This window comes from Planococcus chinensis, assembly GCF_020071995.1.
Lineage (GTDB): Bacteria > Bacillota > Bacilli > Bacillales_A > Planococcaceae > Planococcus > Planococcus chinensis_A.
This window is the reverse complement of sequence record NZ_JABWTK010000003.1, coordinates 357,287-382,348: the sequence shown is the minus strand read 5'-3', so window position 1 is coordinate 382,348 and position 25,062 is coordinate 357,287. Positions and strand designations below refer to the sequence as shown.

Sequence of the window (25,062 nt, the reverse complement as noted above, 5' to 3'; positions counted from 1 at the left end):
CCACTCAATCCATTTTTACTTGCAATAATTGCTTGTCTTCGTAACGTTCAATGGCTAGTGCAATAAGGCGTTCAATCAATTCTGGATAAGGCAGTCCCGTGTTTTCCCATAACAGCGGGAACATGCTGAACGGCGTAAAACCTGGCAAAGTATTTACTTCGTTGATCAGGATTTCATTTGATGCCGTCACGAAGAAATCGGCGCGGACAAGGCCTGAACAATCCAGTACTTTAAATGCTTTTTTCGCTGAAGCGACAAGCTCGGCATAAACGTCTTCATCCAGTTCTGCAGGAATAATCATCGCTGTATTGCCGTCTTTGTATTTCGCCTGGTAATCGTAAAACGCTTTAAGGGGCTTGATTTCACCAGCGACCGAGCATTCCGGCACATCGTTTCCAAGCACGCCGATTTCGATTTCGCGGGCTACCACGCCTTGTTCCACCACAATTTTGCGGTCGAATTTCAACGCTTCTTCTACAGCCGCAATCAGTTCCTGTTCGTTGTCCGCTTTGCTGATGCCGACGCTCGACCCTAAATTAGCGGGTTTCACAAAAACCGGCCATTTCAATTCATTCGCCACTTTATTTACCCAGAAACTCTGGTCGTTCTGCCATTCCCGGCGGATAAAGTACACATAAGGCGTTTGGTTTAAACCGGCTATTTCAAACAGCTGCTTCATCACGACTTTGTCCATGCCGGCGGAAGAGGCCAGCACGCCATTGCCCACATACGGCAAATTCATCACTTCCAGCAAGCCCTGGACGGTGCCGTCTTCTCCGTTAGGTCCGTGCAGCAATGGAATAATGACTTCCAGACTCTTTTCAGCTTCTTCAGGCAAGAAACCGGAAATGTCATGTGGATGCGGCGAACCTTCCGCCAATTGCAGCTGTTCGATCGTCTGGGCCGGGCCTTCCAGCACCGGACCCTTTACCCATTCCCCTTCTTGGGTAATGTAAATCGGATATATTTCATACTTCTCAAAGTTTAAAGCATTTGTAACTGCCAGCGCAGTAGAGAGCGACACTTCGTGTTCTGCCGATTTGCCGCCATATAATAAACCAATACGTTTTTTCATCCGTTAAACCTCCGCTTATGTCCAGCTCCGAATTTTTCGGCTCTTTTCATGTTCTTAAATTCCTTTTGCATATTGCTTAGTTTATCACGAACAGTGAAAGACGAAAAATTTTTTCCAGGCGCCGGCCAAAAAAGTTCCGTCTTTCAGCTTCGCCCCCCAGGCATTCAAACAAAAAAATAATACCCGTCTCCGGGTATTATCTCCATTGCTTCGTTTTTCGGTCAAAGATGATCTTGCGGGTGACTTCCTGTTTCGTGTAATCCCGGATGTCTGACCAAAATTCGTCCAGGAACGAAATTTCTTCGACTGACCGAATATGCAATTCGATTGTGTTCTTTGTTTTCTCCGGATCCGCCAGTGAAATCAAAGCCCCTTCACGGAAATCATTTTTCAACGAAGCTAAAATTTCCCGCGGCACTTCCGGCACCAGATCTTTCGGTTTGCGGCGCCAGAAATTTTGGCCGCTCGTTTCTTTGCGGATCAGCTGGGTAAAGTAATTACCCACCAGTTCATTTAACCGTTCCATATAACGGAAATAAATTTTAGTTGTCTGCTCTTCTTCGCTCGATAAATAAACAAATTCATTTTGCAAGTCTGCGTAAAAAGGAGGGCGCACTGTTTCTTTTTTATGGCCAATATACAACAATTCGGCCTGCTCTTGGGGAGTCAAAGAATTTAATTGCTTCTCGTTTTTAAAATCGATCCAGCAAAATTCGCTTTTTTTATGAGCCAGTGCTTTTCGAAGCTGCACAAAATCTTCCTGTCCAACAAATTCCATATAAGTATGCATATTGAATGATGCATCTTCATATGGATGTTTGAGCAACAGAAGATTTTTGGGCATCTTCACAGCGTTCAAAAATTGAGCGAAGGTTAAGCCACTAAAAAGAGCGAACTGATCGGCTTCGTTTAAGTAAATGTATAAATGCTGTATGTAATAATCCGCGTTTAACGGTTTTTTGACCATATCCCCCACTCCAATCTCCTTTTTACATTATACGACCATTCCCATGAAATATGAAACATCCTAGCTCTATTTGCGTCATTACTTTTGGTATAGGCACATTCGATGAGAATACGCTATAATGTAAACCGACTCTCAATCCTAAAAAAGTACAGGTGAACGCAAATGCATACTAACAAGAGCTTTTCCGATCGCATTGATTGGCCGCTCGCTTTTATATTGTTTCTCTTTTTCGCCGTTTCTTTGATTGCTATTTCCTCTGCACAAACGTCAGGGCAGTATTTGACGAATTTCGTTCCGAGGCAGGCTCTTTTTTATTTTATTTCCATCTGTATGATTGGCATACTGATGTACTTCGACCCTGAACAGTATAAAAAGATGGCTTATTACCTTTACGGACTGGGCATCTTGCTTCTGATTGTGCTAATGGTTTCTCCGGACGGCCCTGGCCAGATTGCCGCACCTGTCAACGGTGCAAAAGCCTGGTTCCATACGCCGTTCGTCAATATCCAGCCGGCGGAATTCATGAAAACTTTCTATATACTGGCTTTGGCCAAGATGATTTCTTCCCACCATGAAAACAATCCGCTAAAGACCTTGAAAACCGATTTCATTCTACTGGGAAAAATTCTATTTTGTCTGATGATTCCGCTCGGGTTTATCCTGCTTCAGCCCGATTTGGGAACCGCTCTCGTCTTTATCGCGATTACGCTTGCTCTGACAGTTGTCTCAGGCATCACATGGAAAATTATCGCTCCAAGTTTCGGCGGCGTGGCCATAATTGGATCACTCCTCTTATGGATGACTCTTTACATGCAGGATTTCCTGTCAAGCGCCTTCGGTTTGAAGCCGTATATGTTCGAACGGATATACACATGGCTTGATCCGTATTCCTACGCAGAATCAGGCGGCTATAACTTGATCGCTGCGATGAACGCCATCGGTTCAGGCGAAGTGTTCGGCAAAGGTTACCAAGGCCGGCAAGTGTATGTTCCTGAAAACCACACGGACTTTATCTTTACCGTCATTTCCGAGGATTTCGGGTTTATCGGAGCCAGTGCCGTCATTATCCTGTTCTTTATGCTGATTTACCATTTGACCAGAATCACCCTTCAGTTCAAAGACACTTTCAGCACATATGTCTGTGCGGGAATCATTGCCATGATTACGTTCCACGTTTTTCAAAACATCGGCATGACGATTCAGCTTTTGCCCATCACTGGGATTCCTCTTCCGTTCATCAGCTACGGAGGAAGTTCATTGATCGGAAATATGCTGGCCATCGGCATCGTGTTCAGCATGAAATTCCATCATCGGAACTATATGTTTGGCAACGATAAAGAAATCGATTAAAAAACTCCGACGCCGGGCGTCGGAGTTTTTTTGCATTCATTATTGAATTTGCGGTGCTTGCGGCAAAGCCAGAGCTTTCAATAATTCTACACGAGATTTTGCGATGTTTACTTGGATTCCCAGTTTCGATAAATTTGAAACGATTTTGCGAACTTCAACGTCTTTCGCCATCCAGATCACCTCTTTATATTTTCATACTGTTATTGACGTTTAAAATGGCAGTCAGTTTCGTATGTACGGGTTATTAGTTGACTTTTCTGTGTCTATGCATATAATACCATCTTTTCAGAACTTTAAACTTTTCATTTTGATGACAAAGTAAAAAATTTGTAAATCCTTTCTTGAGAAGCGGTTTTACGTTGCATTATTTTTTTACCGCACTGCTATTCTTCTTCACCGCTTCTACCGCTTTTTGGCTTTTCCCGGATTGTTGTTCTTATTGAACAAAGGTAAAATGGAAGTAGAGCCTTTTAGAAAGCAGGAGTTTTCCCATGAAAAAAACCATTCTATTGTTGATGTCTGTCCAATTTTTCGTTTACTTAGGGTTCGGCATTATTATTCCGGTTCTGCCGGAAGTTGTTGTCCAGCAGGGATATGCAGATATCCACGTCGGCGGCCTGATTACCATTTATGCCCTCGCCTCGTTTTTCACCGCGCCGCTTTGGGGCCGGCTGTCTGATAATGTCGGCCGTAAAAAACTGATTTTAACCGGCTTAGCCGGTTTCAGCCTGAGCTTCTTTTTATTTTCTTTATTCCTCGACCATTTGGTTTTATTGTATGCATCGCGCATCATCGGCGGATTGTTCTCCGGTGCCCTATACACAGCGGTAACCGGATATGTTGCGGATATCACCACCTCGGAAGAGCGCAATAAATACATGGGGCTGCTTGGCATGTCCATCGGCCTTGGTTTTATATTCGGTCCGGCAATCGGCGGGCTGCTCGGCGCCGTCTCACTTTCTTTGCCGTTTACTGCATCTGCCATCCTGGTGCTCGCACTGATGGTATATGCCAGCATCGTCTTAAAAGAACCGGATCGTTCGGGTGAAGCGGTCAAGCGGAAATTGCTTCCGCAAGGAGCCGCTATGCTTTGGAACTACCGCATCCGTTACCTGTTCCTGTTCTCATTTACGGTGACTTTCCTATTGGCCGGATTGGAATCGACATTTCAGCTGTTTCAAATCGACCAGATCGAAATTACGCCGCTGCAGCTTGGCTACCTTTTCATGGCCAGCGGGTTTGTTGACGCTGCCATCCAGGGCGGCGTTGTCCGCCGGGTCAAAGATGGAACCGAAACCAAGTGGATCATCGGGGCGCAAATCGTTACAGCGGCCGGACTGTTTTTATTGCCGTTCACTTCCAGCCTGATTTTCGCCGGCATTGCCCTCAGCATTTTTACAGCCGGCAACGCCCTAGCCCGTACGGTACTGGTGTCGCTTACGTCAAAAGAGTCCGGCGGGAAATACGGAACCGCTGCCGGCATGACTTATTCCATGGATAATATGGGGCGCATCATCGGACCGCTGTTTTTCACTTGGCTCCTGACGCTCCAATCCGGATCGATTTATTACTTGTCGGGTCTATTGGCCTTGCTCAGCATTGGGTTGATCATCGTCTACAGAAGCTCTGCCAAAACATTGCAGACAAACGAAAAAGCAAGCACCTCTTTGTGAGGTGCTTGCTTTTTTTAGATCTTAGACGGGTGTCCCCCCATTGATGTTCAGAACTTGCCCGGTAACGTAAGAAGAATCGTCAGACGCCAGGTACACATAGCCCGGTGCCAGTTCATCCGGTTGTCCGGCACGGCCAAGCGGCGTATTTTTGCCGAAACTTTCTACCTGTTCTGCAGGGAACGATGCCGGAATAAGCGGCGTCCAAATTGGGCCAGGCGCCACAGCATTGACGCGGATTCCTTGTTCTGCAAGGGATCCGGACAAGGCGCGTGTGAACGATAGGATGGCCCCTTTTGTAGAAGAATAGTCAATCAATGTCGGCATCCCTTGGAAAGCCGTGATGGAAGTGGTGTTAATAATCGAGCTTCCCGGTTTTAAATGGTCGAGCGCGGCTTTGGTGACGTGGAACATGCCGAATACATTTGTCCGGAACGTCCGCTCCAATTGTTCTGCCGTTATGTCTTTCAACGAATCCTGCAGGTGCTGCTCGGCTGCATTGTTGACCAGAATGTCCAGTTTGCCGAATTCATCGACCACTTTTTGCACGGCTTCCTGGCAGAATGCTTCATCACCGATATCGCCTGCAATCAGAAGGCAGCGTCTTCCTTCTTTTTCGACATGTTTCTTCGTTTCTTCCGCATCTTCGTGTTCATCCAGATAGGCGATGGCGACGTCCGCCCCTTCTTTTGCAAAAGCCACGGCCACTGCGCGTCCAATGCCGCTGTCCCCGCCGGTAATCAATGCTGTTTTCCCAGGCAAACGCTTCGCTTTCCCAGCCAGGTTGCCGGTGAAATCCGGCTCCGGCGTCATTTCAGATTCAAAGCCCGGTTGGCGTTCCTGTTCTTGCGGCGGCAAATTTTCTGGTTTGTCTTTTTCCATTTTGCTTCATCCTCTCTGGTTTTTTCATGTCTCTGGCATTTTTCCCTTCAGAAGAATAGCTAAACCTGAAAAATGAAAAACAGCCGTCTCCTAAGCTGGAGTCCGGCTGGCCAAATTTTTATTGTTTTTGGATTACCATGTTCTCTGGAGCATGGCCAAGTTCTGGATATGCTGCTTTGATTACACTTGTCCGGATCATATACCCCGTTAAAATAACCAGGCATAAGCTGCTTCCCCAAACCACGTATTCCGCTGGAACCACATCGTACAATAAGCCAAATAACAAATACCCAAGCGGCATCATCGCCATTGCCATCGATTCCAAAATTCCAAAGACGCGACCCCGGTATTCTTCAGCAACATCTTTTTGCATCATGACGCCAATTGGTGTATTCACGCATACATTCGATGCACCAAAAGCGAGCATAAGAATAATTAAGTAAGCGACGTTCACATTATAAGAAAATTCGAGGATGAGCGGCACGCCAAGTGCAGCCAGAAGCACGGACATTACCAGAATGGCCCGTTTGGAAAACAGCAACGGGAACTTCACTTCTTTTCGGACAGAGAAGTAAATGGATCCTGCCAGCATGCCGACTGCAATCATCGCCTCGATTACGCCAAAATGAACCGATTCCACTTTTAATTGTTGAATGGCGATAAACGGCAAGCCGATCATCAGTGCGGAGAAAAAGAAATTCAACCCCACGGCGGTCGTTACAATGACCATAATGACCCGGTTGTCTTTTAAATAAGCGATGCCTTCTTTCATCCCTTGAATCACCGACGGCTTTGGCTGTTCGGCTGTTTTCGCTTCGACATTGCTATACAATCGGAAATTCATCGTCATTTCAAGGGCAAGCGCGATGAGGTAAGCCGCAATTTCAATGACGAGAAAAACATTCATGGCAACAAACCCGAACAAAGCGCCTCCGATGACAGGTCCGCCGATTGCAGCAAGTGAAACCGCTGACTGGTTAAATCCCATCGCTTTTTGGATCCGGTCTGGATCGATCAAATTTGCGATCGATGCTGAAAATGTGACGCCATTGAACATGGAGAAAATCGACACTAAAGCCGTTGCTGCATAAATGGCCGGCAGCGACAATCCAGCAATCATGCTATATGCCAGCAACCCGCCAACCGAAAGAACGCCGCCCAGCTGCGATATAATGATCAGCTTCTTCTTAGAATAGTTATCAGCCGCGTAGCCGGCAAGCGGAGCCAAAATCGTCCGCGGCAAAATGCTGCTGATGAGATTGATGGCGAAACTTGCAGCCGATCCGGTTAAAGCTAAAACGTATAAGCTAATCCCGAATGCATAAACACTGCTGCCAAAAGTTGAAATCAATTTACTGACCGTGAATGTGTACAAATGGTAACTTGCCCGTTTAAGCTTTGCCGCTTCTGACATTTTCCCAGCTCCCTTTTACATAAGTTTAATTTAATTAAACAAAATATAACACACGAAAACTGGCAATGCAATAAAAAGTTTAATATAATTAAACTAATATTTAAAAGAGGTGATAAAGTGGAAACATTAGGCGAACGCATCAAGAAATTGCGCAAAGAAAAAGGCCTCACCTTGCAGACGCTCGCAGGCGATGTCATGACGAAAGGCATGCTCAGCTTGATAGAAAACAATAAAGCCAAACCTTCTATGGAAAGCTTGGCTTATATAGCAGGGCAGCTCGGGGTCCATTCAAATGAATTGCTTGAGGAAGTGCCGACAACGGAACTGCGCGAACTTCTCCAGGAAGTTGAAACGCTTTATAAAGCAGATCTGTACCAGCCGGATGATTTTAAAGCGATTGTCGATAAAATCGAACCGTATGCCGAAAAACTCCCGTACCGCTACGAGTCCGCCCGGCTTTTGGAAATCTATAGCCGCTGCCGATATTACGCAAAGCTCCCGGACTGGCAACTGGTATTGGAACGGGCGGAAGCCATGTACGAAGGGCTGCATTTGGTCAATAACAGCGCCGATGTCCATATGTTCCGGGCGATGGTAACGTTCCAGCAACATGAATATACGGAAGCCTTAAAAATGCTCCAAGACTCACGGCGTTCTTTTGAAGAACGGGATGCCGTCATTGATTCCTTGAAAAAGCTCGACTTCGATTTCCTCGAAGCCATTCTGTACTTTGCCGTCGGAGAAGATGCCGAAGCGCTGCGGGTTTTAAAAGAAGGAATCGATTATTCACGGGAACGCCAGATTTACTACAAGATCAATGACCTTTACCGGGTGATGAGTTTTCATGCCATGCTATCCAACGATATTGAACGCAAAGACTATTACGTCGGCAAGCTTCGTTTGTTCGCGGAGTTCTCGGAAGATGAAATAATTGAAACGACTCTCGATTTACTGGAGGCCCATTATTTAGTTTCCTTTGTGCATGAATACGAAAAAGCTGAGAAAATTATTGATATCAACCTCGAAAAATACAAGGACGAAGACAATTTCCAGTTTTACATGGAGAAAGGAAAAGCGTTATATGGGCAAGGAAAATTAGATGAAGCGCTTTTCTGGTTAAAAAAGCACCAGATTTACGAACACCTTCACCACCCTTACGACTTATCGATGAATTACGAAAAAGACGCGTACTTGGCGCTGATTTATGAACAGCAAGGCCAACATGATTTAGCGGTAAAGCATGCGGCAATTGCCAAAGAAAACATCGAACCGATGCTGGACTTGCCTTACAAAAAATTCATCCTGGATGTATATGCGCAAATTGTCCAATAGAAAAAACCCGCCGGCCGGCGGGTTTTTATAGTTGGTGATACTCCGTATAAACTTTATGAAATTTCATGAGCGATTCCCAATCTACTTCAAAACTTGGCTGAATACAGGAAATCTGAAATAAATTGCGCTCTTTCAAATAGCCGCTTTTGGCGTGCAGCTCAAAACCCGACAAGTGGGCATCAAGCGGAAACTGTTTGAAGTCCGTTTCCGCTTTGAACGTGAGCAGCATGGGATAGCCATCTGCTAAAGCCGGCCAAGTGGCAGTTGCCATTTTCATCATTTCAAAGCGTTCCTTTAAGAGTGAATACCTTTTTGGATAGGCACCCAGCGCCTCCTTGAAACTTTTCAACAGCGGATAAGACAAAGTGAACGGCACCTTATTGCCATACAAGCCAATATCGAGATAAGCAGGCAGCAGCGGATCGGGTTCAATTGTGTGGTGAGAAAAAACAATCGCTAAGCCGCTTACGGTGCCAACCGCTTTTCCGCTTACCGCCGTGGCGAGCCAAGTGTTCTTCAATGAAAACGGAAGAGCGCCGAATGTGCTGACAGCATCTACACATAATTTCACTCCAACATCCACACACAATTCCCCTATAGCATCCAAATCATTCAGCATGCCGACTGACGTCTCCCCGTGCACCATCAGCAGCCAGCCGTATTCTCCGCCAGCAAGTTTCCCCTTGATTTGATCCAATGAGAAAGCATGGCCCCATGATTCCTCCAACATATCAAAAGAAAGCTGCCACCTGACGGCTTGTTCTTTCAGCCGCTTGCCGAATTCCCCGTTTACAAGAATCAATCCTTTTGCTTGTTCCTTTTTCAACTGGGCAATCATCGCTTCATTGGCCAATGTGCCGCTTCCGGCCAATAGATGCGGATTCGCTTCTGCCAATAGCTGCAGCCGGTTTCGTACTTCCTGGCAAAGCGCCTGGAATGTGGAAGACCGGTGGGATACCGGTTGGTCCTGAAAAGGCGCTGCGAGTTCTTCGGTCAACTGCACAGGCCCTGGATGAAATAATTTTCTTTTGGTCTGCAGCCTCGCTGCTACAGATTCTGCGTATTGCCGGCGCGTTGTCACCATCGGAATGAACATCGCTTCTCCTTGGCCCACCGGCTCCGCAAACGCTTGAAAACCGATTTGGCCGTAAAGCTTTAATTGCCGCGTGGTTCCTGAAATGACGGCAGCGTCATACCCCTCTTCAAAACAGTAATCGGACAGCGCACGGGCCAGCAAGAAAAATACGCGGCCATTGCGATGTGGCTTGCGGACCGCCATCAGCCGGATCTCGCACATTCTCTCAAAATGCGGAAGAAACGTTTCTACTGCCCCGATTTTCCGGTCAAGCGAAAACGGGCGTTCGTCGCGAAGGGCAATCATGCCGACAATGGCGGTATCCGACAGCACAATCAAATAGGTGTTTTGATTATGGAAAGGGTCAATGCGTGCGCCGGAAGGATCCGGGTCGTGCTGTGGGATTTCTTCTACGAAGGTTTCATAATTCAATTTGGCGATTTCGTCAAATTCAGCTTGTGTCCGAGCAACTTTGCACCAATACACACGATTCCCGCCTTCCTATTTTTCCCGGAATACTTCTTCTACTTTATATAGACTCAAATCGATGTCGATAGGTTGCCCAATTGCCAGCTTCGCCAGTTCTTTGCCCATATAAGGTCCAGCCGTTAAGCCGGAAGAGCCGAGGCCATTGGCCATATACAAGTTTTGATGGCCCGGGACCCGGCCAATCACCGGCAATGCGCTTTGGGTGGACGGCCTGAATCCGGTGCCGGCTCCTGTCACTTCTGCAGCAGCGAGCCCCGGAGCAGCGTCCAATGTTTTATCCAGAATGTGATGGATGCCGCCGGCGGTCAGCTTCGTATCAAATCCGGCATCATTTTCATGTGTTGCACCAGCCATGATGCGGCCGCCTGAAAAAGGCACAACATACAAGCCGTAAGGCACCATTGCCACCGGCCAGTCGACTACCGAGTCTTCTTCTACATGCATATGAAGAATTTGGGCTTTTTGCGGAACAATGTCCAAAGCCAATCCGAGCGGTTCAAACAATTCAGCCGCCCACGCGCCGCCTACTGAAACGATGCTGTCTGCAAAAAACTCTTCTGTTTCTGTGCGGACTCCTGTCACTTCTGAGTCTTCTATAATCAATCGGGCATTGCCCGTAACTTTTCTGGCACCGAGTTTCACAGCTGCGCGGATCAAAGCATCCCTGACCGCATGGCCTTCCACACGCGCCGCTCCGCTGACAAACAAAGACCCATATTCATCTGAGGCAAAAGGAAACAGCTCTTTCGTTTGAACGGGAGACAAACGGTTGATTTCCCCCATTTCCGGAGCATCTTCCCGGCGTTCATACGCTTTCGCTTCCATTTTGTCCAATTTGCTTTCTTCATGGATGCTGACAATGCCCACCTGCTTATAGCCGGTGTCTTTTTCGCCCAGCTGTTCCAGTTCCGTTATTAACTCCGGATAATAAGCGGCTCCGCTTTTTGCCAGGCCGTACCATGCCTTGTTTCTGCGCTGCGAAATCCAGGGGCAGACGATGCCTGCCGCTACACCGGTCGCTTGTCCGGCGTCTTCGCGGTCGATCAATGTGACAGTTGAACCTAATTTTGCAGCATGGTAAGCGGCAGAAGCACCCAGTATGCCAGAGCCGATAATAATGACTGATTTCATGTATAACACCTAGTTCCTATTTTTTTATTCCACTTTGTTTCAAGTTTCTATATGTCTTCATTTTACTGGAGATACTGTCTTTACTCAAACAGCTCCCCTTTAAAAGCCTGCGTTAGGTGATTTGAAATCCAGTTTTGGGGTAAAGCAATATATAGAATCATACGAGGAACCTTGAAGGAGGAATTTGAATGGAAAGAAGTTCATCAACTGAAAAAATCTTGCCGGTAACATCCATCCGGGATGGATCTGGCACTGAAGTGGTACCCGGGGTTTATTGCTATACCACCCAAATAGCAAACGTCTTTTTTATCGGCAATCCCGAAATCAGTAACGAATGGGTATTGGTCGATGCCGGAATGCCAGGATCGGGGCATCGCATCCTATCCAAAGCCGCAGACCTTTTCGGACCCGACCATCGCTTAAAAGCCATCATCCTGACACATGGCCATTTTGACCATGTCGGCGGTTTGATTGACATCCTTGAAGAACATCGGGTTCCGGTCTATGCCCATCCTCTTGAATTTTCATACTTAAAAGGGGCTTCCGATTATCCGGCACCGGATCATAAAGTGGACGGTGGAACGGTAGCCAAAATGTCATGGGAATTCCCGTATAAGGCAATTGACATTTCTGCACATCTCCACGAATTGCCGGCTAACGGCACGGTTCCCGAAATGCCGGGTTGGAAATGGATTCATACACCCGGCCATACTGAAGGACATGTCTCTTTATTCCGGCCTCATGGACGAGTATTGCTTGCCGGCGACGCATTTGTCACCGTCAAACAAGATTCGCTTTACAAAGTGCTGACGCAAAAACGGGAAGTGCACGGCCCGCCGGTTTACTTAACGCCTGATTGGCGTTCAGCTTGGGAATCCGTTGTCAAGATTGTCGAGCTTCGACCTTCAGTAGCTGCAACCGGCCATGGAAAACCGATGCGCGGCGCTGCCCTTGCGAAAGGTTTAGTAAACTTAGCCAATAATTTTCAGGAAGTTGCTGTACCAAAATACGGAAAATTTGTAGAACAGCCAAAAGCCCAATAACTGCAGCTCCCCTGAAAGTACTGCTTTCAGGGGGTTTTTACGGTTATTTCTTTCAAAATCTTAGAGACCCGAAAAGAATTAAAAATTTAATGTTTAGATATTTCTAAAAAGGGAATACAAATAGTCCAGTCTCGTTTTTTTTAGAAACTGTTATTATAAGGAATGGAGATGAGCACGATGACGAAAAAGGCGCTATTTGTTTCTGACCACGGAGATCCGCTGGCAAAATTAGGCGGTAAACAAGCCGGTGGCCAAAATAATTACGTAAAACAATTAGCTCTTGCCCTTGAAAAAAATGGCTGGCAAATAGATGTCGTTACACATTGGTGCGACGCTTCAGCACCGCAAATCGAAAAATTCGGGACTGCCTGCCGCGTAATCCGTATTGAAGCAGGCCATAAAGGTTTCGTGTCAAAAGATGAAATGTACACAATGCTTCCAGCATTTTATAAAGAAATGAAAAGCACGCTGCTGCTTTCTTCATATGATCTTGTCCACACGCATTACTGGCTGTCCGGCTTGATCGGCAAACGATTAAAAGAAGAATTCGGCCTCCCGCTTGTCCATACTTCCCATTCACTGGGCTGGGCAAAAGCGAAAGCGACAGGGATTCGGGACGCTCGCCGCATAAAAGCGGAAAGAGCAATTTTACAAGTTGCAGATGAAGTGTTGGCAACAACCAACAATGAAAAACAGTTGATTCAACACAATGTCAACTCGCCTTCTCCTATTAAAGTAATCCCCATTGGAGTTGACCAAGCATTCAAAGTGCGTGGAATCCGTACACATCTCAGAAAAAAAGCCGGCTATGACGCCCCCCTCTTTGTTTTCGCTGGCAGATTGGAAGAAACAAAAGGCATTTTCACTTTGTTGGAAGCATTCCAATTGCTCATCCAAAAAGGTGACGAAAGCTTAAGACCGCGTCTGTTAATTGCTGGCGGTGAAGAAGACGCCATTGATGTAGAAACACGTTTGCCGCTTGATGAAAAATTGCGCAATGCCGTCAAAGGAATCGAAGAGCACGTGGAATTTTTAGGACCTCAATCACAAGAGCAGCTTTCGCTGTTATTCAATATTGCGACTGCAACCATTGTGCCAAGTTATTACGAATCGTTCGGCATGGTAGCCGCAGAAGCACAAGCTTGCGGAAGCCCTGTAATCGCCTCGGATGTCGGCGGATTGAAAAATGTAGTACAAAACGGCATTACCGGACTTTTGGTTGAACCGAAAAATGAAATAGATTTGGCCATTGCAATGGAAGTATTGTCAAAAAACACATTGTTGGTTGAGCGTTTGAGCCGTCAGGCTGTTCGTATTGCCAACCGTGATTTTGACTGGACATCTATTTCAAATCGTGTCAATTCAATGTATGAGGTGATTACAAGTGCAGAAAACAAAACATATACTGGCAACCGACCTGGATGGAACACTGGTGGGTGACCCAGACGGCCTCCAGCAATTGCTGGAGTTTTATGAACAACAGGTTTATGACGTTTCCTTGATTTACATTACTGGCCGATACTACGATTCCGCATTGTCGCTAATTGAAGAAGAGAATCTTCCGATTCCAGATATCTTGGTTACGGATGTGGGCTCTAGTATTTATATCGGCAACTCATTCGAAAAAGACTTGGAATGGGAAAAACGGATCCAGGAAAATTGGATGCCGGAAGAAATTCATGCTATTGCTTCGACCGTTCCCGGCCTTACCAAACAGCCGATGTTTTTGGAAAACCGCTGTTCTTATTACGTTACAGATGCAGAACCGGTTGAAGAGTTTAAGAACAAGCTGGCGGCGTCTGGCATTCCGCATAAGTTGATTTTCAGCGGCGGCAAAGATGTTGATATTGTACCGGAAGAAAGCGGCAAAGGCCGCGCCCTTCAGTACCTTCTCGACAAATACAAAGTTGAAGATGCCAAACTTCTTGTTGCAGGTGATTCCGGCAATGATTTGGAAATGCTGACGCTTGGCTTCCCTTCTGTCATTGTGGGCAATGCCCAGCCTGAATTATTGGAAAGCGATGAGCATCCTCGTATTTTCCGGGCGAAAAAAGGCTTTGCCGGAGGCATACATGAGGCATGGACACACTTTCATTCCGATTAACCTTTTCCAGCCCTTTAGAGCGGCTGGAAAAGGTTATTTTCATGCGTTGCCATCCGTTATTTCGAGTAAATATTTGTTTTTTTAGCTATTTGGTTTATATTTAGTAGAAAGGCAGTTTCGTGATTTAAAGCAGTGCCGCTATATCACACTATCTGTACGAAGCTTATATCTTGCCTACGAACAGGAGGAATTGAGATGAGTAAAGTCGCGAATTTGCAAAAAGAGTCCATGGTCATGTTGAAAGAAACGAGCCGGACTTTTTTCATCCCAATCAATTTTTTGGAACCGACATTAAAAAAAACCGTCGCTTCCGCTTATCTTTGTATGCGCGCAATCGACGAAATTGAAGACCATCCTGAAATGGACGACGACATCAAACAGCATTTGCTGCTGGCTATCAGTGAAATGCTTCACACGGAATTCGACCGGGATCGTTATCAGGAACTAATCCGTCCATATGTACATATTTTGCCTCCTGTAACTCAGCGCCTTGCTGACTGGATCAGCGTTTGCCCCGAGGAGATTGTTGGTAAAATCAATGAATCTACCGCTATCATGGCCGGCGGAATGGCAAAATGGGTAGAGAAAAAATGGGTCATTACAACAAAAGAAGAGCTGGATGATTATACTTATTATGTCGCCGGCCTTGTCGGTACGATGCTGTCCGATTTATGGAAATGGCACGACGGCACGGAAACCGATCCGGAGCTCGCCATTGCTTTTGGACGCGGATTGCAAGCCGTCAATATGCTGCGCAACTACGATGAAGATCTCGAACGCGGCGTTACATTTGTTCCAGACGGCTGGAACCGTGATGATATGTTCAATTACGCCAATGATAATTTGGCTCAAGCCGACTTATACGTTAAGTCCATTAAAAATAAACGCATTTTGATGTTCTGCAAAGTTCCGCTTGCACTTGCCCATAGCACATTAAAAGCTTTGAAATCAGGCAAGGAAAAAATCACCCGCAAAGAAGTGGAAGGCATTGTCGAGCAGTTGAAACAAGAAGAAAAAATCGATTAAGCCGTAAAAACATTCAACTCACTGTTGAATGTTTTTATTTTCCATATTTTTAAGTTGTATTTACTTAACGGAACGTCCTCTTCCCTTCTTCCTTTCGGCCATATAGTCTATACTGGTTATACAGATCTTTTAAAAGAATGAGGGAAAACTATGACTGCATCAATCTTAAGTATCCTAACTGCTGCAACACTTATACTTAATATTTTTCTTGCCGCAGCGCTTGTTTTTCTCGAGCGCCGGGACGCGACTTCTACTTGGGCCTGGATTCTGGTCTTATTTTTCATTCCTATTTTCGGGTTCTTTATCTATCTTCTGTTAGGAAGACGGCTTCGGAAAAAAACGCTCTTTAAATGGGAAGGCCGGGAACGCGTCGGAATAGAAAGCCTAATCGCCCATCAGATGAACGACCTGCATGACAACGAATTTCCGTTCAAAGATCCCCAGGTGCAGCATTATCAGGACCTGGTGTATTTGCACCTAAGAAATAATGGAGCTGTGTTGACACAGGACAACGCTGTCCAAATTTTCAATGACGGGCGGGCTAAATTCGATTCGTTAATCCACGATATCGAGCAAGCAAAGCACCATATCCATATTCAATACTACATTTTCCGGCTGGATCAACTAGGCAACCGGATAATGGATGCTTTGACTGCCAAAGCGAAAGAAGGCGTTAAAGTACGATTATTGTATGATGATATGGGTTCACGCCGAATCAGCAAAAAGCATTTCAAAGAATTTATCAAGGCAGGCGGCGAAGTGGAAACTTTCTTCCCTTCCATTTTGCCTATTATCAACCCACGCTTGAATTACCGGAACCACCGAAAAATAGTGGTCATTGATGGCCGGGTTGGTTATATCGGCGGGTTCAATGTAGGGGACGAATACCTGGGCTTAAGCCGGAAATTCGGCTATTGGCGGGACACTCACCTTCGCCTCGAAGGAAGTGCCTTGCATCCTTTGCAGACACGTTTTATCTTGGACTGGAACCAGGCTTCTGCAAGAAATGACATCGAGTACGACGAAGTTTTCTTTCCCCTAGTTCCTAAAAAGGGGGAGACGGCAATGCAGATCGTTTCGAGCGGCCCTGACGAAGAATGGGAGCAAATAAAAGACGGTTATTTGAAAATGATCAACATGGCGGAGGAATACATCTATATCCAGACGCCTTACTTTATACCAGATCCCAGCTTTTACGACGCGGTGCGGATTGCGGCGTTATCGGGAATTGATGTGCGCATCATGATCCCGAACAAACCGGATCACCCTTTTGTATACTGGGCGACTTATTCTTATGCCGGCCAGATGCTGCGAGCCGGTGCCCGTGTGTTTATCTACGACAATGGTTTTCTTCACACGAAAATGATCGTGGTGGACGACAAAGTTTCAACGGTCGGTACAGCCAATATTGATGTCCGCAGCTTCAAGCTGAATTTTGAAGTGAATGCTTTTATTTACGACCATAAAGTCTCTAGTGAACTGGCCGAATTGTTCTATCAGGATATGGAGCTATCCGAAGAGCTGACACTTGGCCTTTACTATGCACGAACAAGAATGATCAAAACAAAAGAATCGATTGCCAGACTGTTATCGCCGATTCTCTAAACGATAAAAAAGATCGTCTCCCGGAGGAGACGATCTTTTTAGACTGTCGAGAACCCCTGACAGTCTGACACATTCCGCTTCAGGCGGACGCTTTTCGCGGGCTCGCGCCGAGCCGCTTCGTCGCTTTGCGACTCCAGGGTCTCGACGGCTTCGCTTTCCCGCAGAAGTCGCCGCCTTCCGCTTCATTCCATTTTCCTGCTTCTTTACAAGATGTCACGTGTAAAGAAGCGGGAAAATCAAGCACCCTGTAGTTTCCTGCCCTTTCTTGATATGGAGTAAAACAGCGGAGACTCCCGCGGGAAAGCGCAGTAGCCGGTCCGGTTGGTTTTATGCACCTCTATTCATTTATACTTTGTCTACAAATTAAAAGATCGTCTCCCGGAGGAGACGATCTTTTAATTTACTCCAAGGTATTCTTCTAATGTAATTCCTTTGGAATGAATATCGGTAGCCACTTTTTTCCCAACATAACGGTAATGCCAGGATTCGTGCATATAGCCTGTAATGTTTTCCGCGCCTTTTGGATAACGGAGGATGAATCCATAATTATGGGCATTGTCCTTCAGCCATTTTCCGCCTTTGGTATCACCAAAAGAAGATGAAGCCCAATGCTGTTCTTGTCCGGATTCGCCGATGTCAAACGCGAGTCCTGTTTGATGCTCGGAATATCCTGGCCGTGCACTGTAACGGTCCGCAGCTTGCTGGCCGTCTTTTGCTACATAGCCGGCATATAATTCTTTTTGGCGGTCAAAACCCCGGTATGTGCTGAAAGCCGTCAAATCGATGCCGGCCTTTAACGCATCCGCCCGCATGGATTCAAATGCACTTCTTGCCTCTTTTACTTCACCGGGTGCATAAGTCGCCGGCAACGGATGTTGCTTGTTCGCTAATAAAACACCGGATATGATTGTCGGTTTTGAAGGCAGCGCCGTATCTTCCGCGTATTGGGTAGCATCCAGTTTTTTGCCGGAAGCTGCCTTTTGTTCTGCGGCTTTTTCTTCAGCAGCTTTCTTTTCTGCAACCTCTTTCGCTGCCTGTTCTTCGGCGACTTTCTTTTCTGCTGCTTCTTTCGATGCTTGTTCTTTTATCGCTTTTTCTTCGGCCGCTTTCTCTTTCGCCGCCTGTTCTTCAGCTGCTTTCTCTTTTGCTGCTTGTTCTTCCGCGGCTTTCTCTTTTGCTGCCTGTTCTTTGGCAGCCTCCTCTTTCGCTGCTTTCTCTTCAGGACTGTCTTCCGAAGTTGCCGGCTGCTGGCTTTGGGACGGAGCTGTTGCACTATTATTATTCACCGGATCTGTACTTTTTTCCTCGGTATAGAGCCAGAATACGGCGACCAGCGCCACCAAAGCGGCGGCAGCTATCGATGCCCACTTTATATATGCTTTTTTATTTTTTGGATTTATCGGAGAGCGTGATTTCATCATGTGCCTTCTTTCTGTCTAATTCTTTCTTATTCTACCATTTCTTCCGCCGGATTTCTCCCCTAACCCTTGGACATCCGATATACTGAAATTAGAAGTTTAATGGAATATGAGGTTATCGATTATGAACAATCAAAAATGGCTTTCACTTAACTTTTTTGCCTTCTTTTTCACTTGGGGGGTATTCCTGCCATACTGGACTGGCTGGCTGACCAATGAAAAAGGATTGAGCGTTTCAGCTGCAAGCATCATTTTAGGGGCCGGTATGGCGGCACGTGCCCTCTCCACTTTCTTGTTTTTCCCTTTGCTGACTCGCCTGTTATCACTAGGGAAGCTTATGCAGCTTCTGGCTTTCGCTTCTGTAGTAATTATGGCTTTATACATACCGGCAAATTCCTATATCCTGCTCTTTGCCATTACGTTCTTATTTAATATGGTTTATCCGAATATTCTTCCGGGAATGGAAAGCGGAGCTACTGTCTTGATGCAGACCGAACAGGTTCATTACGGCAAAAGCCGTTCTTACGGCTCGCTCGGATACACGATTGCGCTGTTGATTGTGGGAGGCGCAACAGCTCTTTGGCAGGAAGGGGCCATTTTATGGGTCATGCTGGCCGGCCTTCTCTTTATGGCCGTGACTTTATCTGCTACCTCTCCCGCTCAACTGCAGATTAAACCAAAACCGAAAAACCGCGACAGCAAACACGCAGCTAAAAAACTGCTGAAATCCAAATCCTTTTTAACCCTGCTATTGGTGGCAACCCTGCTCCAAGGAGCACATGCCGCTTATTACAATTTTGGATTTCTGTATCTCCAGGACACAGGCGTCAGCAGCTTTTACATCGGATTTATCTTGAATATCGCTATTTTGTTTGAAATCCTCTTTTTTGCAAAAGCGGATCATGTGTTCCGGAACTGGAGTGTCTCCTCCATGTTTTTATTGGCCGGTGCCGGCTCTACTTTGCGTTGGATTCTGGTTTTTCTCTTCCCATCCGTCTGGGTATTCATCTTGTCGCAGGCACTTCATGCTTTGTCATTCGGTGTTGCCCATTTTGCCTTTATCCAATATATTTCCCAAAAACTTGCACCTAGCCATATGCCTGCAGCGCAAGGGATGTATGCAGCTTTTGCCATGAGCTTAAGTGTTGCTCTTTTGACGATTCCAGGCGGCTTCCTGTATGAAATTTCCCCCGGCCTTTCGTTTCTTGGCATGGTCAGCTTTTCATTGCCGGCTATCATTGTGGTGTTAGCGACTCGGAAAAAGTTTCAATATTAATATTCCGACCCCCAAAAGTCCTGTGAAATATACGAATACCTATGTATATACAATTACAAGGAGCTGGGCAATTTGAAACGAATCTCAGAAAAAGACATCTTAATTCTCATGCACCAATTGGATGCTTTACTGGAAGAGCGCCAAAAAGAGAAATTCGAATATACCGAACAACCATCAGCTGTTTGACGACAGCATTAACCTATAAGAAAAGCAGCACATGCCCTAGGCTTGTGCTGCTTTTTGCGCTTTATATAAAAATCATTGCCAAAACCACTACAAATAACACGGCGAAAATAATGGCCATTCCGAGCATCCATTTGGCTTCCCGGTCCATTCCCCGCTCCTTCATCTGGCGGTAACGGAAACTGTTGGTACACACGAAGAGCAATGTCATAAACAAAACAGCGACTTCGAGATTCCCCATAATCAGAAAAACAAGCGACGCCACACTGAGGGCTGCAATTGCCAGTCCTTGAATCAATTTGTTATTCACTAAATTCATCTCCAAAAAAAGAAAGCCGGCAGATTTGCCGGCTATTCTTAATTATTTTTTCTCTTCTACAGATTCCAACGCCACTTCCGGGTGGTTCGAGTAGAATTTCCGTCCAATGAATGTTTGGATAATCAATAGGATACCGCCGACTGCCCAGTAAACAGGCAAAGCTGCCATCGAACTGAACGATACAAACATAATCATGATCGGTGAAATATAGATGAACAGCTTCATCTGTTTCTGCTGCTGTTCAGGCATGGTCCACAACGATACACGTGCCTGGAAGAAATAAACCGCTCCAGCAATCAATGTCATCAAAATATCAGGGCTTCCCAAGTTGAACCATAGGAACTCGTGGGATTTCACATCCGGAGAATAAAGGATGGCAAAGTATAGACCCATGATGATCGGCATTTGAATAATGACAGGCAAGCATCCCATATTCAATGGATTCACATCATGCTTTTTATAAAGCCCCATCATTTCCTGCTGGATTTTCATCTGTTCTTCTTTGTCTTTTGTTTCTTTTAAACGTTTTTGAATGTCTTCCATCTCAGGGCGCAATTTGTCCATTTTCACTTTCATGCCTTGTTGGCGCTTATACGTGCGCAGCATGAACGGCATTAGAACAAGACGGATAATTACCGTGATCGCTACAATTGCCAGGCCATAGCTCCCATTAAATAAAGCCCCTAAGTAATCGAGGGAAAAATCAAATGGCGCTACAAAAATCGAATAGAAAAATCCTTCTTTATTCTCTACTGATGAACAACCGCTTAACAGCAACACAGCCGCTGTCAGCAAAGATAGTAATGTTAATTTCTTTTTCACTTTAGTCACCTTCACCTTTTTCAACTATAAAGAAGTATACCTATAAGACGCATAAAATTCAATCAGACACTCCAGAAGCATTTATTTTCTTGCCAGTTGTGACGAAAATACGGCTGCAACTGGAAGACTGCCTCCGAAAAGGCAAGAAAAAAAGGAGAATTGCTTCTCCTTATTTCGCGTTTGGCAAATTATAGCGGAAGTACGGAATATGCTGGCTGTCGCGGAATTGTTTTGGCGTGACAGTTGTATATTTCTTGAAAATCCGTGTGAAATAACTTTGGTTGCAGAAATGAAATTGCTTGGAAATATCGGAAATCCCTTTATCTGAATGACGCAGATAATATTGGGATTCTTCTACTCGCCGAACATTCAAGTATTCTACAAGCGTTATACCAGCATGTTCTCTGAAGATGCGGGACAAATGGCTTGTGGAAATATTGAAATGTTTTGCGATGTCTTCCACTGATAGGTCGCGTTCCACCTCATCATTAATAAACATTACCACTTTGTTGACCGTCTGGTGGCCAAAAGAAGGCTGTTTGCGCTCAGAAATAATCGATGTAAAGAACTCGATCAATTCATCTGCTACATAAAGGAATTCAGAATCGTTCATGTGTTTTTCGACTAATTCCACACAAGCTACATTAAAAGCGAACGCTTTCTTTGGTGGAACCCGCATTTCAAATAATTTACGCGCCATTACAGATGACAAGACGATATAGTAGTTGCGTACTTGCCGGATGGTTTCTTTTCCAGAACGAACAGCAATCAAATCAATCAAGACTCTCAGTGTCTGTTTTGCACGTTCTTTTTCCAAATGATTGATTTCATAAATCAGTTGAGTTTCGATTTCGTAAAACTTTTCTACCCCTTCGAATTGGCTCAAAGTTTCGCTTTCATTCATGAAAATCTTGGAAATGGTTTCTTGAATCGTAGGCACTGCGATAATATTCATGTTTTCCCCGTCTTTCTTTGTACAGATTTTGCAGCCGTTAGTTTTACTATATACCGAAATTGATTAGAATAACATAGTTTTTACCATATATTTTAAATTTTTTTGTCATAAACAGTAAGAATTTTTTACCTTAGTCCTTACAAATAGGAAATAAATTCCCTAAAACTATATTATATATAACGTATTACTGCTAAAAAGGTTTCACAAAAACTATGTAATTGCCATTTTTTATAAGACAAATTTAAGGCCGGCCCTTTGAAAATGGCCGGCCATTTTACTTTTATCATTTTATAGTAAACAGTGGAAGCTAAGCGGCGCTTGTGTTTTTATGCTTCTAACTCTTCTTTGTCCGGTGGAACTAAAGCACGGATGTGGCGGGGCAGTACTTCAATCACAAATGGAGTCGCACAGCCTTCGTCCCCATCAATATTACAGAACATTGGTTCATTTGTCCCGATTGAAACCTTTGTCGTGTGAATTACTTCCACTGCCGGATCTTTTTCGAGCTTTCCGATCAGCATCGCTCCAGCAATTCGGACAAAAGCCGGCAAAGCCGCATTTTTTACAATGTAGACATGAAGCAATCCATCATCAGTCAATGCTTCAGGAGCCAGCTTCTCAAAACCGCCCACTGAATTGGTCAGTGCGACCAATACCAGTTTGGCATCGCCTTCCCAATATCCGTGGTCATGTTCCACGGTGAAGTATTCTTCGGCATCTGATGTAATCGCTTTAACGCCTTCGATAAAATAAGCCAAAGCTCCAAGCCGTGTTTTCTGTTCCGGAGATACTTCATAAGTGGACTCTGCAATTTGCCCAAGTGCCAAAATGTTCATAAAGTACTGCTTTCCAACTTTGGCGATATCCACCCATTTTTCTGTTCCACTTTTTAACGCTTCGATTGCTTGGGGCGGATCCAGCGAAATGCCAAGCGCCCGTGCAAAATCGTTCACCGTTCCAAGTGGGATGAGGGAAAAAAGCGGTTGATGCGGCTGTTCAGCGAGTCCGGAAACCGCTTCATTGATCGTGCCGTCCCCTCCCATGGCTACTACAAAGTCATACTGCTGTTCCGCTGCTTCCCGCGCGAAGTGGGTGGCATCTCCCTGCTTTTCTGTTTCTCTTGTATCAACGCTATATCCCATAGATTCCAGTGTGAAGACAACTTGCTCCCGGTAATCGGAAGCCTTCTCTTTACCAGAAGATGGGTTTAAGATAAACATGGCTTTTTTCATGTAGGTACCTCCGGTGCTATAATGTGGTCATACTTCTCTTTTACCCTTCTTTGGGGTAATACTAATCCATGAAGATTTTATTTTTGAAGGTGAGGGCTTCTTGTGCGTTTTTTTATATTGATCATCATTTTCTTCACTTTCTTTGACCTCTTTGCCCAGTTGCCGATCATGAGCCCATTTGCCGTTTCGCTCGGCGCTACGCCTTTCTTGGCAGGGTTGGCCGTTGGAATGTATTCTTTGTCGAATGTCATCGGGAATATTTTATCCGGCATTTTCTCTGATAAAAAAGGGCCTTACGCTATTTTGGTGACCGGTCTGCTAACCAGCGGCATTTTGCTGTTTACCTATGCATGGGCAGACGGCCCGTATAGCTTGCTTGCGGTTCGATTTGTCCATGGGCTGGCAGCAGGATTGACTGTTCCTGCCGCTTTCACCTATATGGCCAACTCGGCCAATAAGCAAAAGCGCGGCAAAAGTGCAGCGGTTTCCGGTGCATTTGTTGGGCTTGCAGCCATTATCGGCCCGGCATTCGGTGCCATTTATGCGAGCCGGACAAGCACGCCGGAAATGATGGCTTTAACTGGAACCCTTCTTTTGGCATTGGGAATCGTCGCTTTTTTCCTTCTAAAAAAACAAAAAATCATGGCAAAAACAGTAGCTGCAGAACCCAAGTCTCCTGTCGTATGGAACCGCGGGCTGCTCATTGCTTTTTCCGGAGCTTTTTTCCTGATGTTTTCCCAAGGCGTACTGGCATACATGCTGCCGTTAAAAGTGGAAGGGTTGAACTATCCTTCCGAAATGAGCGGCTTGTTGCTGAGCATTTTCGGCATTTCAGCAATCCTGGTATTCCTTTTGCCGATTAATCGGATTTTTGATAAGATTGCTCCGATCCGAACGCTCATTTTTGGATTTTCCGTAATGGGGGCTTCCTTGTTCCTATTGAGCTCCGTCTCTGCTGTTCCATGGATGTATGCCACTATGTGCCTCTATGGAATCGGATTCGCCTTTTTATTCCCTTCCATCAATTCACTATTGATTGATTCAACCCAAAGCCATTTCCGCGGAAAAGCCTATGGTTACTTTTATGCTTTTTTTTCATTGGGAGTAGTGGGCGGATCCAGTTTCACTGGCGCCCTCGAGTTAAATCCAAATGAAGGGTTTATGGTAAGCGGAGGATTATTGCTCACTGCCGCAGCACTGGTTTTACTGACAAAAGAAAAATAATGGGCAGCAAAAAGGATGGTTCGAAAACCATCCTTTTTTATATATTATCTGTATTGATCCGTTGTTCCGGTGAGAGCGAATCGGTGTTCTCCGCTTTCTCCCCACTTGTATCGTTCGATGATAATTTTGTATTTGTGTTTTTGTCTTGTGCATTTTCGTTGTAGTACTGAACACCTGGCTTTGTAGCCTCGGTTACTTTTTCATCTTCACGTGAATCGGTCGTGTTCAATACTGCCTCTGATTTATTCAGTTTGTCCAAGTTTTGCGATTCCATAAATGAATTCACCTTCGTCTTCGCATTGTTAAAAGCGACAGTCGCTTTTTCACGATTTTCCGGTTTCTTAAAATACGAGTAAGCGCCAGCTGCCAAACCTGCAATCAGTAATCCTCTGCCTCTTGCCATCCCATTCACTCCTTTGTATTTTCTACCTTTTTGATATATACCCGCTTCCTCATAAAATATACATAAA

The 25,062-nt window shown here is 45.4% G+C and carries 23 protein-coding genes; 10 read left to right on the top strand and 13 right to left on the bottom strand.

The features are described from left to right. Positions 1-4 precede the first annotated feature (4 nt). The gene (locus HU147_RS07450) at positions 5-1,075 is read right to left on the bottom strand and encodes a D-alanine--D-alanine ligase (RefSeq protein WP_224075647.1); all 1,071 of its coding nucleotides are present in this window, start codon (positions 1,073-1,075) and stop codon (positions 5-7) included. Between the two features lie 196 nt (positions 1,076-1,271). Further along, entirely contained in the window at positions 1,272-2,042 is a 771-nt protein-coding gene (locus HU147_RS07445) for a hypothetical protein (RefSeq protein ID WP_224075646.1), read from the bottom strand. A gap of 162 nt (positions 2,043-2,204) precedes the next feature. On the opposite strand from HU147_RS07445, the gene HU147_RS07440 reads away from it, so the two are divergent. Next, positions 2,205-3,392, top strand: coding sequence for an FtsW/RodA/SpoVE family cell cycle protein (locus HU147_RS07440; protein ID WP_224075645.1), 1,188 nt, complete (start codon positions 2,205-2,207; stop codon positions 3,390-3,392). Positions 3,393-3,431: 39 nt separating this feature from the next. Here HU147_RS07440 and HU147_RS19405 read toward each other — a convergent pair whose 3' ends face one another. After that, entirely contained in the window at positions 3,432-3,563 is a 132-nt protein-coding gene (locus HU147_RS19405) for an Lmo0850 family protein (RefSeq protein WP_263427764.1), read from the bottom strand. Between the two features lie 320 nt (positions 3,564-3,883). Here HU147_RS19405 and HU147_RS07435 point away from each other — a divergent pair, with 320 nt between their 5' ends. Beyond that, positions 3,884-5,065 carry an MFS transporter gene (locus tag HU147_RS07435; RefSeq protein WP_224075644.1) on the top strand — a complete coding sequence of 394 codons (1,182 nt, stop codon included), beginning with the start codon at positions 3,884-3,886 and terminating at the stop codon, positions 5,063-5,065. Between the two features lie 21 nt (positions 5,066-5,086). On the opposite strand, the gene HU147_RS07430 is transcribed toward HU147_RS07435, so the two are convergent. Together HU147_RS07430 and HU147_RS07425 are read right to left on the bottom strand one after the other, a co-directional pair. Continuing rightward, positions 5,087-5,944: an SDR family oxidoreductase gene (locus HU147_RS07430; RefSeq protein ID WP_224075643.1), complete on the bottom strand. Its 858-nt coding sequence runs from the start codon at positions 5,942-5,944 to the stop codon at positions 5,087-5,089. A gap of 118 nt (positions 5,945-6,062) precedes the next feature. Then, a complete protein-coding gene (locus tag HU147_RS07425; protein WP_224075642.1) occupies positions 6,063-7,358 on the bottom strand; it encodes an MFS transporter in 1,296 nt (431 codons plus the stop codon). Positions 7,359-7,475: 117 nt separating this feature from the next. On the opposite strand from HU147_RS07425, the gene HU147_RS07420 reads away from it, so the two are divergent. Further along, the gene (locus tag HU147_RS07420; protein WP_224075641.1) at positions 7,476-8,690 is read left to right on the top strand and encodes a helix-turn-helix domain-containing protein; all 1,215 of its coding nucleotides are present in this window, start codon (positions 7,476-7,478) and stop codon (positions 8,688-8,690) included. 25 nt (positions 8,691-8,715) lie between these two features. On the opposite strand, the gene HU147_RS07415 is transcribed toward HU147_RS07420, so the two are convergent. Then, positions 8,716-10,251 carry a GNAT family N-acetyltransferase gene (locus HU147_RS07415; RefSeq protein WP_224075640.1) on the bottom strand — a complete coding sequence of 512 codons (1,536 nt, stop codon included), beginning with the start codon at positions 10,249-10,251 and terminating at the stop codon, positions 8,716-8,718. 15 nt (positions 10,252-10,266) lie between these two features. After that, positions 10,267-11,385: an NAD(P)/FAD-dependent oxidoreductase gene (locus tag HU147_RS07410; RefSeq protein ID WP_224075639.1), complete on the bottom strand. Its 1,119-nt coding sequence runs from the start codon at positions 11,383-11,385 to the stop codon at positions 10,267-10,269. A 188-nt stretch (positions 11,386-11,573) separates the two neighbouring features. Here HU147_RS07410 and HU147_RS07405 point away from each other — a divergent pair, with 188 nt between their 5' ends. The 5 genes from HU147_RS07405 (at position 11,574) to cls (ending at position 17,163) form a co-directional block, all read left to right on the top strand. Further along, positions 11,574-12,428, top strand: coding sequence for an MBL fold metallo-hydrolase (locus HU147_RS07405; RefSeq protein WP_224075638.1), 855 nt, complete (start codon positions 11,574-11,576; stop codon positions 12,426-12,428). A gap of 177 nt (positions 12,429-12,605) precedes the next feature. Next, complete coding sequence (locus HU147_RS07400) at positions 12,606-13,868, top strand: glycosyltransferase (RefSeq protein WP_224075637.1); 1,263 nt, start codon at positions 12,606-12,608, stop codon at positions 13,866-13,868. Then, positions 13,813-14,532, top strand: coding sequence for an HAD-IIB family hydrolase (locus HU147_RS07395; RefSeq protein ID WP_224075636.1), 720 nt, complete (start codon positions 13,813-13,815; stop codon positions 14,530-14,532). Before HU147_RS07400 ends, HU147_RS07395 begins: the two co-directional genes overlap by 56 nt. Before the next feature lie 195 nt (positions 14,533-14,727). Beyond that, positions 14,728-15,558 (top strand): squalene/phytoene synthase family protein, encoded by an 831-nt coding sequence (locus HU147_RS07390; protein ID WP_224075635.1) that lies wholly within the window; start codon positions 14,728-14,730, stop codon positions 15,556-15,558. A 150-nt stretch (positions 15,559-15,708) separates the two neighbouring features. After that, complete coding sequence (gene cls, locus HU147_RS07385; RefSeq protein ID WP_224075634.1) at positions 15,709-17,163, top strand: cardiolipin synthase; 1,455 nt, start codon at positions 15,709-15,711, stop codon at positions 17,161-17,163. Between the two features lie 395 nt (positions 17,164-17,558). Here cls and HU147_RS07380 read toward each other — a convergent pair whose 3' ends face one another. After that, positions 17,559-18,584 carry a M15 family metallopeptidase gene (locus HU147_RS07380; RefSeq protein WP_224075633.1) on the bottom strand — a complete coding sequence of 342 codons (1,026 nt, stop codon included), beginning with the start codon at positions 18,582-18,584 and terminating at the stop codon, positions 17,559-17,561. Between the two features lie 121 nt (positions 18,585-18,705). Between HU147_RS07380 and HU147_RS07375 the strand changes: the two genes are divergently transcribed. Next, the gene (locus HU147_RS07375) at positions 18,706-19,857 is read left to right on the top strand and encodes a 3-phenylpropionate MFS transporter (RefSeq protein WP_224075632.1); all 1,152 of its coding nucleotides are present in this window, start codon (positions 18,706-18,708) and stop codon (positions 19,855-19,857) included. A 247-nt stretch (positions 19,858-20,104) separates the two neighbouring features. Here HU147_RS07375 and HU147_RS07370 read toward each other — a convergent pair whose 3' ends face one another. The 4 genes from HU147_RS07370 to HU147_RS07355 all read right to left on the bottom strand — a co-directional run bounded on the left by HU147_RS07370 (position 20,105) and on the right by HU147_RS07355 (position 23,368). Then, positions 20,105-20,359, bottom strand: coding sequence for a hypothetical protein (locus HU147_RS07370; protein ID WP_224075631.1), 255 nt, complete (start codon positions 20,357-20,359; stop codon positions 20,105-20,107). Between the two features lie 42 nt (positions 20,360-20,401). Continuing rightward, a complete protein-coding gene (gene yidC, locus HU147_RS07365) occupies positions 20,402-21,181 on the bottom strand; it encodes a membrane protein insertase YidC (RefSeq protein WP_224075686.1) in 780 nt (259 codons plus the stop codon). Between the two features lie 169 nt (positions 21,182-21,350). Further along, the gene (locus HU147_RS07360) at positions 21,351-22,136 is read right to left on the bottom strand and encodes a helix-turn-helix domain-containing protein (RefSeq protein ID WP_224075630.1); all 786 of its coding nucleotides are present in this window, start codon (positions 22,134-22,136) and stop codon (positions 21,351-21,353) included. A 326-nt stretch (positions 22,137-22,462) separates the two neighbouring features. Then, positions 22,463-23,368, bottom strand: a complete 906-nt coding sequence (locus HU147_RS07355; RefSeq protein WP_224075629.1) for a diacylglycerol/lipid kinase family protein — start codon at positions 23,366-23,368, stop codon at positions 22,463-22,465. Between the two features lie 102 nt (positions 23,369-23,470). Here HU147_RS07355 and HU147_RS07350 point away from each other — a divergent pair, with 102 nt between their 5' ends. Beyond that, positions 23,471-24,592, top strand: coding sequence for an MFS transporter (locus tag HU147_RS07350; RefSeq protein ID WP_224075628.1), 1,122 nt, complete (start codon positions 23,471-23,473; stop codon positions 24,590-24,592). A gap of 37 nt (positions 24,593-24,629) precedes the next feature. On the opposite strand, the gene HU147_RS07345 is transcribed toward HU147_RS07350, so the two are convergent. Next, a complete protein-coding gene (locus HU147_RS07345) occupies positions 24,630-24,995 on the bottom strand; it encodes a hypothetical protein (RefSeq protein WP_224075627.1) in 366 nt (121 codons plus the stop codon). Positions 24,996-25,062: the final 67 nt, after the last annotated feature.